The 11,443-nt window shown below is 68.7% G+C and carries 11 protein-coding genes; 4 read left to right on the top strand and 7 right to left on the bottom strand.

All coding sequences use genetic code 11. From position 1 onward, the window contains the following. The coding region (gene cseC / locus AOK15_RS35545) for a two-component system sensor histidine kinase CseC (protein WP_055522501.1) at positions 1–1,294 on the top strand (1,294 nt) is incomplete at its 5' end. A 98-nt stretch (positions 1,295–1,392) separates the two neighbouring features. Here cseC and AOK15_RS35540 read toward each other — a convergent pair. Beyond that, on the bottom strand, positions 1,393–3,132 hold the full coding sequence (locus tag AOK15_RS35540; RefSeq protein ID WP_240508748.1) for an MDR family MFS transporter: 1,740 nt from the start codon (positions 3,130–3,132) through the stop codon (positions 1,393–1,395). 166 nt (positions 3,133–3,298) lie between these two features. Here AOK15_RS35540 and AOK15_RS35535 point away from each other — a divergent pair, with 166 nt between their 5' ends. Then, positions 3,299–3,949, top strand: a complete 651-nt coding sequence (locus AOK15_RS35535; RefSeq protein ID WP_055522500.1) for a TetR/AcrR family transcriptional regulator — start codon at positions 3,299–3,301, stop codon at positions 3,947–3,949. A 19-nt stretch (positions 3,950–3,968) separates the two neighbouring features. Here the strand turns inward: AOK15_RS35535 and AOK15_RS35530 are convergent, their stop codons facing one another. After that, positions 3,969–4,577, bottom strand: a complete 609-nt coding sequence (locus tag AOK15_RS35530) for a M23 family metallopeptidase (protein WP_107099587.1) — start codon at positions 4,575–4,577, stop codon at positions 3,969–3,971. 357 nt (positions 4,578–4,934) lie between these two features. Then, a complete protein-coding gene (locus tag AOK15_RS46235) occupies positions 4,935–5,399 on the bottom strand; it encodes a hypothetical protein (protein ID WP_157870471.1) in 465 nt (154 codons plus the stop codon). A 37-nt stretch (positions 5,400–5,436) separates the two neighbouring features. Here AOK15_RS46235 and AOK15_RS35520 point away from each other — a divergent pair, with 37 nt between their 5' ends. Next, positions 5,437–5,760 carry a hypothetical protein gene (locus AOK15_RS35520; RefSeq protein WP_055522493.1) on the top strand — a complete coding sequence of 108 codons (324 nt, stop codon included), beginning with the start codon at positions 5,437–5,439 and terminating at the stop codon, positions 5,758–5,760. 92 nt (positions 5,761–5,852) lie between these two features. Here the strand turns inward: AOK15_RS35520 and AOK15_RS35515 are convergent, their stop codons facing one another. Further along, positions 5,853–8,378: an ATP-dependent Clp protease ATP-binding subunit gene (locus AOK15_RS35515; RefSeq protein WP_055522491.1), complete on the bottom strand. Its 2,526-nt coding sequence runs from the start codon at positions 8,376–8,378 to the stop codon at positions 5,853–5,855. Between the two features lie 463 nt (positions 8,379–8,841). On the opposite strand from AOK15_RS35515, the gene AOK15_RS35510 reads away from it, so the two are divergent. Next, positions 8,842–9,519 (top strand): SCO3374 family protein, encoded by a 678-nt coding sequence (locus tag AOK15_RS35510; RefSeq protein WP_055522489.1) that lies wholly within the window; start codon positions 8,842–8,844, stop codon positions 9,517–9,519. On the opposite strand, the gene AOK15_RS35505 is transcribed toward AOK15_RS35510, so the two are convergent. From AOK15_RS35505 to AOK15_RS35495, 3 genes are all read right to left on the bottom strand, one after another. After that, on the bottom strand, positions 9,498–9,833 hold the full coding sequence (locus AOK15_RS35505) for a histone-like nucleoid-structuring protein Lsr2 (protein ID WP_055522487.1): 336 nt from the start codon (positions 9,831–9,833) through the stop codon (positions 9,498–9,500). The genes AOK15_RS35510 and AOK15_RS35505 overlap by 22 nt on opposite strands. Before the next feature lie 288 nt (positions 9,834–10,121). Further along, complete coding sequence (locus AOK15_RS35500; protein ID WP_055522484.1) at positions 10,122–10,661, bottom strand: amino-acid N-acetyltransferase; 540 nt, start codon at positions 10,659–10,661, stop codon at positions 10,122–10,124. A 9-nt stretch (positions 10,662–10,670) separates the two neighbouring features. Further along, entirely contained in the window at positions 10,671–11,117 is a 447-nt protein-coding gene (locus tag AOK15_RS35495; RefSeq protein WP_055522482.1) for a BlaI/MecI/CopY family transcriptional regulator, read from the bottom strand. Positions 11,118–11,443 lie beyond the last annotated feature (326 nt).

Below are 11,443 nucleotides of genomic sequence, written 5' to 3'. Positions count from 1 at the left end.
GCTCAGCGCGGCGATCGCGTTCGTCGGGGCGCTGGTGGCGATCGCGCTGAGCCTGGTCGTGCACAACGCGGCGCGGGTGTCGATGCTGGACAACGCGCGTGACCTGGCCGACGAGCGCATCCAGGTCGCCCAGCGCATGTACGAGTCGGGGCGCCCGCTGAAGTCGGGGGCGTTCGGGGTGCGGATCAACGACCCCGAGATCCCGCAGGACCTGCTGGCCAAGGTCATGGAGAGCCGCCGGGCGACGTATGTCTCGGAGGGCCCCGACGGGGTGCCCGACATCTGGGCGGCGGTGCCGTTGAAGGACAACCGGGTGCTGTCGCTGCACACGCACACCGACCACAGCTCGACGGTGCTGCGGGATCTCGACCAGGCCCTGCTCATCGGCTCGATCGCGGTCGTCTTCGGCGGCTCGGCCCTCGGTGTCCTCATCGGCGGGCGGATGTCCCGCCGGCTGCGCAAGGCGGCGGCCGCCGCGAACCAGGTCGCCAAGGGCGAGACGGACGTACGGGTGCAGGACGCGATCGGCGGGGTCACGCGGGACGAGACCGCCGAGCTGGCGCGGGCGGTGGACGCCATGGCCGACACCCTGCGGCAGCGGATCGAGGCGGAGCGCCGGGTGACGGCGGACATCGCCCATGAGCTGCGCACCCCGGTAACAGGGCTGCTCACCGCCGCGGAACTGCTCCCTCCGGGGCGCCCCACCGAGCTGGTCCGCGACCGGGCCCAGGCGCTGCGGACGCTCGTCGAGGACGTGCTGGAGGTGGCACGGCTCGACGGCGCGTCGGAGCGGGCCGAGTTGCAGGACATCATGCTGGGCGAGTTCGTGAGCCGGCGGGTGGCGGCGCGGGACGCGGGTGTGCGCGTGCAGGTGGTCCATGAGTCGGAGGTGACGACGGACCCCCGCCGCCTGGAGCGGGTGCTGCTGAATCTGCTGGCCAACGCGGCGAAGCACGGCAAGCCGCCGATCGAGGTGTCCGTCGAGGGGCGGGTCATCCGGGTCCGCGACCACGGTCCCGGTTTCCCCGAGGAGCTGCTGGCCGACGGCCCGCGCCGCTTCCGTACCGGCGCCTCGGACCGCGCCGGCCAGGGCCATGGCCTCGGCCTCACCATCGCCGCCGGTCAGGCCCGGGTCCTCGGCGCCCGCCTCACCTTCCGCAACGTCCGCCCGCCCGGCGCCCCGGACTCCGTACCGGCGGAGGGCGCCGTGGCCGTCCTCTGGCTCCCCGAACACGCCCCCACCAACACCGGCAGCTACCCGATGCTGCCCATGTCGGGCGAGACGACAGCCTGAAGGGCAGACGACAGCCTGAAGGGCAGGGGCACGAACCCCTGCCCTTCACGAGACGGTGCTTTCGGCTTCGTCTGCCCCCCCGCCGTCTACTCCGCTGTCTATTCGCCCGCCACGGGCGGCCCCCCGGCTCCCCGCAGCGGCACCTCTTTCACGAACACCGCGGCCACCAGCGCGAGGACGGCCACCACGGAGCCCAGCAGGAACGCCGAGTGCGTGCCGGAGGACACCGCGAACTGGTACGCCTCCCGCGCCGGCACCGGCAGCTTCGCCAGGCTCGCCGCGTCCAGTTGCGCGGACTGCTCGGTCACCTTGGACCCCAGCGCCCCGGCCCGCTCGGCCATGACGTCCTGGACCCGGCTGTTGAACAGCGCGCCCATGATCGCGACGCCGAAGGACGACCCGAGCGTCCGGGACAGCGTGGTCGTGGAGGACGCGACGCCCATGTCCTTCATCTCGACGCTGTTCTGCGCGACGAGCATGGTGATCTGCATCAGGCATCCCATACCGGCGCCGAGCACCGCCATGAACACCCCGGACGTCACCCGGCTCGTCCCGGTGTCCATCTGCGCCAGCAGGAAGAGTCCCGCGATCATCAGGACGCTGCCGACGAGGGGGAACACCTTGTAGCGTCCGCTGCCCGTGGTCACGCGCCCGGCGACCATCGACACCGCGAGCATCGCGCCCAGCATCGGCAGCAGCAACAGCCCGGAGTTGGTCGCGGACGCGCCCTGCACGGACTGCTGGTAGAGCGGGAGGAAGAGGACCGCGCCGAACATCACGAACCCGGTGATGAACCCGATCAGGGACATCAGGGTGAAGTTCCGGCTGCGGAAGATGTGCAGCGGCATCACCGGCTCGGCCGCCCTGGTCTCCACGAACAGGAACCCTACGAGCGCGGCCACACCGATCGCGGCCAGCTCCATGATGACGGCCGACCCCCACGCGTACTCGGTGCCGCCCCACGTCGTGACCAGCACGATCGCCGTGATGCCGACGGTCAGCAGCGCCGCGCCCAGGTAGTCGATGCTCCGCGCCGACCGCGCCTCGCGCGACGGCTTCGGCAGATGCAGGACGACACTGATGGCGGCCAGCGCGACCACGCCGAGCGGCAGGTTGATGTAGAAGGACCAGCGCCATCCCCAGTGGTCGGTGATGGTCCCGCCGACCAGCGGCCCCGCGATCATCGCGAGGGCCATGACACCGGCCATCATGCCCTGGTACTTGCCCCGCTCCCGCGGCGGTATCAGATCGCCGATGATCGCCATGACGCCGACCATGAGTCCGCCGGCGCCGAGGCCCTGGAGGGCGCGGAAGCCGATCAGCTGGCCCATGTCCTGGGCCATGCCGCTGAGCGCCGATCCGATCAGGAAGATCACGATCGAGGTCATGAAGACGCTCTTGCGGCCGTAGAGGTCGCCGAGCTTGCCCCAGATGGGGGTGGAGGCGGCGGTCGCGAGCGTGTACGCGGTCACCACCCACGACAGGTGTTCGAGCCCGCCGAGGTCGCCCACGATCGTCGGCATCGCGGTGCCCACGATCATGTTGTCGAGCATGGCCAGCAGCATCGCGATCATGAGGGCGAACAGCACGACGCGCACACTGCGCGGCTGCGGCTCCTTCGCGCCCTCGCCCCCGCCGGAGACTTGGCCGGGAGCCCCTGCGGAAGCCCCCTCGGCAGCCCGGTCAGGCGTACCGCCGGGGACGGTGTCACGCACCGCGTCTCGAACGGCTTCGTCACCCACGGTGGCGGTCGCGGCGGCGGTCACGGCGGCGGCGCCCACCGCCCCTCCGGCCCCGTCGGCCCCTCTGGTCGCTTCCTTCTCGGTGTCCGCGCTCATGGCGGTCCTTCCTTCCCCCCGGACCGCTTCCCTACTTACTTGCCGCCCGGCTAGTTGACTACACTTGGGGAAACTAGGCCCCCAACTAGCCGGTCGTCAAGTAAGTTCGGCGGGCTTGGCAGAGGCTTGACCCACCACCGGGGTCATGGCGACGAGGAGTAGCAGGATGAGCGAGACGACAGCCGACGGCGAGACGCCCGCCGGTACCACGCCCGTCGGCGTGACGCCCGCCGGCGCGGCGCCGAAACGGCATCGCCGCGGGGACACCCGTCAGCGCATCCAGGACGTCGCCCTCGAACTCTTCGCCGAGCAGGGCTACGAGAAGACCTCGCTCCGGGAGATCGCCGAGCGTCTGGAGGTGACGAAGGCGGCGCTCTACTACCACTTCAAGACGAAGGAGGACATCCTCGTCAGCCTCTTCCAGGACCTCCAGCGCCCGATCGACGAACTGATCGAGTGGGCGGACCACCAGCCGCGCACTCTCGACACCAAGCAGGAGATCCTGCGCCGCTACAGCCAGGCCCTGGCCGACGTGGCGCCCCTCTTCCGCTTCATGCAGGAGAACCAGGCGACGGTACGGGAGCTGAGCGTCGGCGAGTCGTTCAAGGACCGCATGCTGCGCCTGATCGACACCATCAAGGAGCCGGACGCCGCCCTGACCGATCAGGTCCGCTGCATCAGCGCCCTGTTCACCATGCACGCCGGGATGTTCGTGCTCCGGGACGTCGAAGGCGACCCCGAGGACAAGCGCAAGGCCGTCCTGGAGGTCGCGATCGATCTGGTGACCCAGGCGCACACGGGCACGCCGGGCGTCTGAGGGCGCGTCACGCCGTCGGTCAGAGGGAGATGCCCTTGCCGCGCAGGAAGGCGACGGGGTCGACGGCGGAGCCGTAGTTCGCGGTCGTACGGATCTCGAAGTGCAGGTGCGGCCCGCTGGAGTTACCGGTGTTGCCGGAGAGGGCTATGCGCTGCCCGGTCTTCACGATCTGCCCGACCTTCACCTGGACGCGGGAGAGGTGGGCGTACTGCGAGTACGTGCCGTTGCCGTGCTTGACGACGACGGCGTTGCCGTACGCGGGGCCGTCACCGGCGCCGTTGCCGCCGGCCTTCACGACGGTGCCGCCGTGCGCGGCGAAGACGGCCGTACCGCTCTTGACGGCGAAGTCCTGGCCGCTGTGCGTGGAGTTCCACATGTTGCCGGCCTGGGCGTAGCGGGCGCTGAGCTTGTAGCCCTTGACGGGCGTGACCCACGAGGTCGCCTTCTTGGCCGCGGCGGCCTGGGCGACACCCGAGGTCTGGACGGTGCCGGCGCTCTGAGCACCGCCGGCCGCGGCCGCGACCCCGACGCCCAGCACACCCGAGGCTCCCACTCCGACGGCCACGACGGCGGCACGGACACGAAGGGCGGACATACGGGTACGGGGGGAGCGAACGCGCTGCGACATGGGTGACCTCACGGGGGACGGAGACAGGGACCGGTGCCTCGGGAGGCACACGAAGACCACCCGGCGCTCAGCTGCGACCGCCGAATGGCACGTCCCTTGGTACCCGCACTTCCCCCGTCACCCAAAACCCCCCATCTACGACACAAGGCCGTACAAGCCCGCAGCCCTCTCACTCGCCACCTCGCCCCCCAAAACCCCCGAAGCCTTGCACCTCAACCCACACCCACCCAAACAGCGCACCAAAAGTCCGTTTTGCCCCACAGCCGCCCCGTAACTATTCCGCCTAGTAAGTGACGCAGGCCCTATGCGCCATGTCACCGCCCCGGCCCGAGAACCCCCGCGCAAATGTGACCCGGACTACGCACCGCACCCCCACGGTTGATTCCTCTCCGCGTCACCGAGGAGGCCCGGCTGCCGGCCTCCTGTGGTCCGCTCGTGCCGGAGCCGATCGTGGGCGACCTCGACCCCGCCGCGCTCCGTGCCGTCCTGCTTCCCGGGCGAGTGCGCGCACTCGTCGTCCGGGACAACCGAATTCTGCGGAGTCCGGACTTCCTGAGAGGGCTGGACCGGCTCACTCATCTGGACATCGACGGCACCGGTTCCCTCGTCGACGATCTGACGCCGCTGACCGAACTTCCGCTCACCTGGCCGGCCTTGAATAGCCTTCCGGGTCTGGAAAACCCCCGCGCACTTCATGTCCTCGGCTTCACCGACGCCGGGGGCGTTGGACCTCGGTATCCCGTTGTGCGCCGATTTCGTCGACGAGGCCCTTCCAACGAGGTTGCCGCCGGAGTATCTGTGATTCACCAGAAGCGCACTCAAACACACTGCTCTGCCCGGACTCGGACAACTGCGCTCAGTGAAGACCCTGAGCCTTGCCACGCTTCTCGAAAGGCTCATCGCGGACGACTTCGGGGAGATCGTCCGCATGCCCGCCCCGGAGAATTTGCGCGTCTACTGGAACGCCGTCGGGTGGGTAGCGGGCCCTGTTCTGCCGAACGTCACCCATCTACGGCTCAACTCGTTCACGGGGACCGAGGACCTCTCGAAAGTGCCTGAGCTCTTTCCCAACCTGCGGACCGCCACAATTCACCTGGCGCCGGACGTCGACGCGGTCCCGGAGCGCGTTCTCGGGCTTCTGTCGGTGCCGGTCGCCGTCGAGATGTCGGACAGCGTGCTCTGAGCGCCCCCTGCCGTCCGCCACGCGAAAAGGGGCTGCCCCGGGACCGAAGTCCCGGGGCAGCCCCTTTTGTCGCTCAAGCCCTGCGCAGCGGACTACGCGTCCTTGCTCAGGTTCGGCCCGGCACCGCCGGCCGCCTGCTCGATCGGCGGGACGTCGGGCAGCGCCGACTTCTCCTCGCCGCGGAAGGTGAAGGTCTGGGTGTCGCCCTCGCCCTCCGTGTCGACGACCACGATGTGACCGGGGCGCAGCTCGCCGAAGAGGATCTTCTCCGAGAGCGTGTCCTCGATCTCGCGCTGGATGGTCCGGCGCAGCGGCCGGGCGCCCAGCACGGGGTCGTAGCCCTTCTTGGACAGCAGCTCCTTCGCGGACTGGGAGAGCTCGATGCCCATGTCCCGGTCCTTGAGGCGCTCGTCCACCTTGCCGATCATCAGGTCGACGATCCGCAGGATGTCGGCCTGGGTGAGCTGCGGGAAGACGACGACGTCGTCCACACGGTTGAGGAACTCGGGCCGGAAGTGCTGCTTCAGCTCGTCCGAGACCTTGTTCTTCATGCGCTCGTAGTTGGTCTTCGTGTCACCCGAGGCCGCGAAGCCCAGGTTGAAGCCCTTGGAGATGTCCCGCGTGCCGAGGTTGGTCGTCATGATGATGACCGTGTTCTTGAAGTCCACGACCCGGCCCTGGGAGTCGGTCAGACGACCGTCCTCCAGGATCTGCAGCAGCGAGTTGAAGATGTCCGGGTGGGCCTTCTCGACCTCGTCGAAGAGGACGACGGAGAACGGCTTGCGGCGGACCTTCTCGGTCAGCTGGCCGCCCTCCTCGTAGCCCACGTAGCCGGGGGGCGAACCGAAGAGACGCGACACCGTGTGCTTCTCGCTGAACTCCGACATGTCGAGGGAGATCAGCGCGTCCTCGTCGCCGAAGAGGAACTCGGCGAGCGCCTTGGACAGCTCGGTCTTACCGACACCGGACGGGCCGGCGAAGATGAACGAACCACCCGGACGCTTCGGGTCCTTCAGACCGGCGCGCGTACGGCGGATCGCCTTCGACAGCGCCTTGACGGCGTCGTTCTGGCCGATGACCCGCTTGTGCAGCTCCTCCTCCATGCGGAGCAGGCGGCTGGACTCCTCCTCGGTCAGCTTGAAGACCGGGATGCCGGTGGCCGTGGCGAGGACCTCGGCGATCAGCTCGCCGTCGACCTCGGCGACGACGTCCATGTCGCCGGCCTTCCACTCCTTCTCGCGCTTGGCCTTGGCGGCGAGGAGCTGCTTCTCCTTGTCGCGCAGGGAGGCGGCCTTCTCGAAGTCCTGCGAGTCGATCGCGGACTCCTTGTCGCGGCGGACACCGGCGATCTTCTCGTCGAACTCGCGGAGGTCCGGCGGCGCGGTCATCCGGCGGATGCGCATCCGGGAACCGGCCTCGTCGATCAGGTCGATCGCCTTGTCCGGCAGGAAGCGGTCCGAGATGTACCGGTCGGCCAGGGTGGCGGCCTGGACGAGGGCCTCGTCGGTGATGGAGACGCGGTGGTGGGCCTCGTACCGGTCACGGAGACCCTTGAGGATCTCGATCGTGTGCGGCAGGGACGGCTCGGCGACCTGGATGGGCTGGAAGCGGCGCTCGAGGGCCGCGTCCTTCTCCAGGTGCTTGCGGTACTCGTCCAGCGTGGTGGCACCGATGGTCTGGAGCTCACCGCGGGCCAGCATCGGCTTCAGGATCGAAGCGGCGTCGATGGCGCCCTCGGCGGCACCCGCACCGACCAGCGTGTGCAGCTCGTCGATGAACAGGATGATGTCGCCGCGGGTGCGGATCTCCTTGAGCACCTTCTTCAGGCGCTCCTCGAAGTCACCGCGGTAGCGGGAGCCGGCGACCAGGGCGCCGAGGTCCAGGGTGTAGAGGTGCTTGTCCTTGAGGGTCTCGGGCACCTCGCCCTTGACGATGGCCTGGGCGAGGCCCTCGACGACGGCGGTCTTGCCGACGCCGGGCTCACCGATCAGGACCGGGTTGTTCTTGGTACGGCGGGACAGCACCTGCATGACCCGCTCGATCTCCTTCTCGCGCCCGATGACCGGGTCGAGCTTGGACTCACGAGCGGCCTGGGTGAGGTTCCGGCCGAACTGGTCGAGGACCAGGGAGGTGGAGGGGGTGCCCTCGGCGGGACCGCCGGCGGTGGCGGTCTCCTTGCCCTGGTAGCCGGAGAGCAGCTGGATGACCTGCTGCCGCACCCGGTTGAGATCTGCGCCCAGCTTGACCAGGACCTGGGCGGCGACGCCCTCGCCCTCACGGATCAGGCCGAGCAGGATGTGCTCCGTGCCGATGTAGTTGTGGCCCAGCTGAAGGGCCTCGCGGAGCGACAGCTCCAGGACCTTCTTGGCACGGGGGGTGAAGGGGATGTGGCCGGACGGGGCCTGCTGGCCCTGACCGATGATCTCCTCCACCTGCTGGCGGACCGCCTCGAGCGAAATCCCGAGGCTCTCCAGGGCCTTAGCGGCGACACCCTCACCCTCGTGGATCAGGCCCAGGAGGATGTGCTCGGTGCCGATGTAGTTGTGGTTGAGCATCCGGGCTTCTTCCTGAGCCAGGACGACAACCCGCCGCGCGCGGTCGGTGAACCTCTCGAACATCGTTAATCGCTCCTCAGAGCGGTCAGGCAGTAAGGGGACGCTCCCCTCTCTGTCCTTCCGCAGCTTAGTCCCGCAAGCGGGGACCGCTCATTCCAACTGCCGACACCGTCCGGTTCACCTCCGCTCTCGCGGAGACAGAAGTTGCTGCCTCCTGGGTCCCGAACGCCGACATCTGCTCCAACCCGATGGTGCGAGACGATGTTCCCGCAGGCCAGGCAGTTACCCCCACCATCAGTACGCCGATGGCGAACGTGAGACGGCCTTTCCTGCGCGTCGCCCCCTCCCACTAGGGATGTCTTACCCGTAGGGACTGACACTCCATGCCGGGTGCACCGGTTCCCTCCGCTAAGGGCGAACATCCTTGCGTCGCTACCCACCGCTGAACGCCCCCTTTCGCTGCACCCTGTGCATCCGCGCCGACACCCAGCGTAACTCCGGGCCCCTTTGCACGGTTGCTCCTGACATGGCCATCGTCCCCCTTCCCCGCCGACCGCTCGACCCGAGCGACATCTCGGGCGATGTCTCGGGCGATGCCCCGCGCGAAATGCCGTGCGCCGTCTCGGGCGACCCGAGCGACGCGGTACGGCACTGGTACGAGAACGATCTCGGCTGGGCGACCGTGCCCGGGACGCCCGTACACCTCATTACGGGGCTGCGCTTCGATGTGCTCGACGTGCCGGCGGAGGCGGGGTTCGCGGCGCTGCGGCACCTGGGCCCGATTCCGGGGCCGGGCTCGCCGGTGGCGGTGCGCGACGGGCGGATGTGGTTGCTGGTCGCGGCGGGCGGCGCCGAGGAGGTACCGGGACTGCTGGAGTGGCTGGACTGGGGCGGCCTCGACCTGGACCTCACAGCCGTGGGAACGGGCGGTCACATCGAGGCGCCGGCACCCGCGGGCGGGGCCACGGGGCGCGGGGGCATGCCGGAGGGCACCGGTTCACAGGGGGCCGCCGTATGGCTGCGGCCCCCCGAGCCGGGACGCGAGGTCGAACCCTCGCTGCCGACGATGTCGGCGTTGGGGGGCGCCGCGGGCACCCCCGACCTCGTACGGGTGGTGGACACGGTGGCGACGCACTGCCACCGCGTCCGGTTGCGGCGCGCGAGCACCGGACCGTCCGAGTCTCAGCCGTTGGCCTTCTCGTAGGCCTCGCGGATGGCGGCGGGGACACGACCGCGGTCGTTGACCTCGTGGCCGTTCTGCTTCGCCCAGGCGCGGATGGCCGCGGTGTCCTGGCTGCCGCCGGAAGCGGCGCGGGTCTTGCCGCGCCCGCCGGCAGCACGACCTCCGGTACGCCGACCACCCTTGACGTAGGGGTCGAGAAGGCCGCGAAGCTTGTCCGCGTTGGCGGTCGTGAGGTCGATCTCGTACGTCTTGCCGTCCAGCGCGAACGTCACGGTCTCGTCCGCCTCGCCGCCGTCGAGGTCGTCGACAAGAAGGACCTGAACCTTCTGTGCCACCGGATTTCCTTTCATCGATAACGTCGGGGCCGAGGACCTGCGGCACCCGCCGCTGTTTCACGTCCCCTGTTATATGCAGTACTGCAGTACGTCGGAAAGCAAACCGCTTTTCCAGGAAAAACACAAACCCCTGGGAGAGACCGGGGAGAGGGCGAGGAGAGACCGGGGAGCCGGGACAGACCGAAAACATGCGCGTTTCGGACATAGGGAACCCGGGCAAGGCGTCGGCTGCGGAATAGCGCTTGAGGCTCCTTCGGAAGCCGCCAGTCCTTGCCGATCGCCCGACGATCACAGATGCAGAAGCATCCGGCTGTTGCCCAAGGTGTTCGGTTTCACTCGTTCGAGACCGAGGAACTCCGCGACGCCCTCGTCATAGGAACGCAGCAGCTCCGCGTAGACATCGGTGTCGACGGGCGTCTCGCCGATCTCCACGAAGCCGTGCTTCGCGAAGAACTCGACTTCGAAGGTCAGACAGAAAACCCGGCGAACACCCAGCCAGCGAGCGGTCTCCAGCAACTTCTCCAGCAACCGGTGACCGACCCCGAGTCCCTTCGCCTCCGGGTTCACCGCGAGAGTGCGGACTTCCGCGAGGTCTTCCCACATCACGTGCAGTGCCCCGCAGCCCACGACCTCCGCGTCCGCACCGGAGCCCCGCTCCGCCACCCAGAACTCCTGGATGTCCTCGTAAAGCGTCACCGTCGCTTTGTCGAGCAGGATGCGGCGCTGGACGTAGGAGTCGAGGAGCCGGCGTACGTGCGGGACATCGCTGGTCCGAGCCCGTCGGACGGTGAGGGCTTTAGCGGTGACTTCGGGACTCTCTGCTGGCATGAGCGGACGCTATCGCCCGGGGTGGTCCGGGGATTGGCCGGGGGTGCCCCTTGTTTCGCCGGACGATTCGGTGGATTCGGCGCCGGTTTCAGCAGGGGTTTCGGCATCGGGGGCGGGCGGCGCGAGCGCTTCGGGGCCTTGCACGATGCGTACGGCGTCGGTGAGGGACTGCCGCTGTTCCTCGCTCATCATCCCGAAGAAGGCGACGAGAGCGGCCGCCGGGTTGTCGCTCTGCGACCAGGCCTCGTTCATGAGAGCGGCCGCGTAGGCGGCGCGCGTGGAGACCGCCTCATATCGATAGGCCCGGCCTTCCGCCTCCCGGCGGACCCAGCCCTTCTGATGGAGATTGTCCAGAACGGTCATCACCGTCGTGTACGCGATGGACCGTTCCTGTTGCAGATCTTCCAGGACTTCCCGAACGGTGACCGGGCGGTTCCACTTCCACACCCGCGTCATGACCGCGTCTTCGAGTTCTCCCAATGGGCGAGGCACAGTTCCGCACGATATCCGGAGAAGGTGAACAAAAAGGGCGTACGACTCGAAAAACACACGAGTCGTACGCCGTTGAGGTNNGCCGCGTCGACGGCCGCGTCCTCCTTGGCCTTGTTGGGGCCGCCCTGGGTCTTCACGATCACCCTGATGACACCGATGAACAGTGCGGCCATCACGAAGGGGGGCAGCAGCGCGGAGACGTAGTCCATGCGTCCAGGGTAGCCAGGGCTAGACGGCGGCCAACTGGTGGGGCGGGTTCGCCGGCGGGGCACCGGGCTTCCGCTTGGGCG

It is taken from the genome of Streptomyces ossamyceticus (assembly GCF_001418475.1).
In the GTDB taxonomy this organism is placed as follows: Bacteria; Actinomycetota; Actinomycetes; order Streptomycetales; family Streptomycetaceae; genus Streptomyces; species Streptomyces ossamyceticus.
The sequence above is the reverse complement of the archived record's forward strand: the minus strand, read 5'-3'. Positions and strand labels throughout refer to the sequence as shown.

Coding starts and splice junctions, on each gene's coding strand:
- AOK15_RS35515 (WP_055522491.1), bottom strand. CDS start 8,378: ATGTTCGAGAGGTTCACCGACCGCGCGCGGCGGGTTGTCGTCCTGGCT.
- AOK15_RS35535 (WP_055522500.1), top strand. CDS start 3,299: ATGAGCGAGACGACAGCCGACGGCGAGACGCCCGCCGGTACCACGCCC.
- AOK15_RS35500 (WP_055522484.1), bottom strand. CDS start 10,661: ATGCCAGCAGAGAGTCCCGAAGTCACCGCTAAAGCCCTCACCGTCCGA.
- AOK15_RS35530 (WP_107099587.1), bottom strand. CDS start 4,577: ATGTCGCAGCGCGTTCGCTCCCCCCGTACCCGTATGTCCGCCCTTCGT.
- AOK15_RS35510 (WP_055522489.1), top strand. CDS start 8,842: ATGGCCATCGTCCCCCTTCCCCGCCGACCGCTCGACCCGAGCGACATC.
- AOK15_RS35540 (WP_240508748.1), bottom strand. CDS start 3,132: ATGAGCGCGGACACCGAGAAGGAAGCGACCAGAGGGGCCGACGGGGCC.
- AOK15_RS35495 (WP_055522482.1), bottom strand. CDS start 11,117: ATGACGCGGGTGTGGAAGTGGAACCGCCCGGTCACCGTTCGGGAAGTC.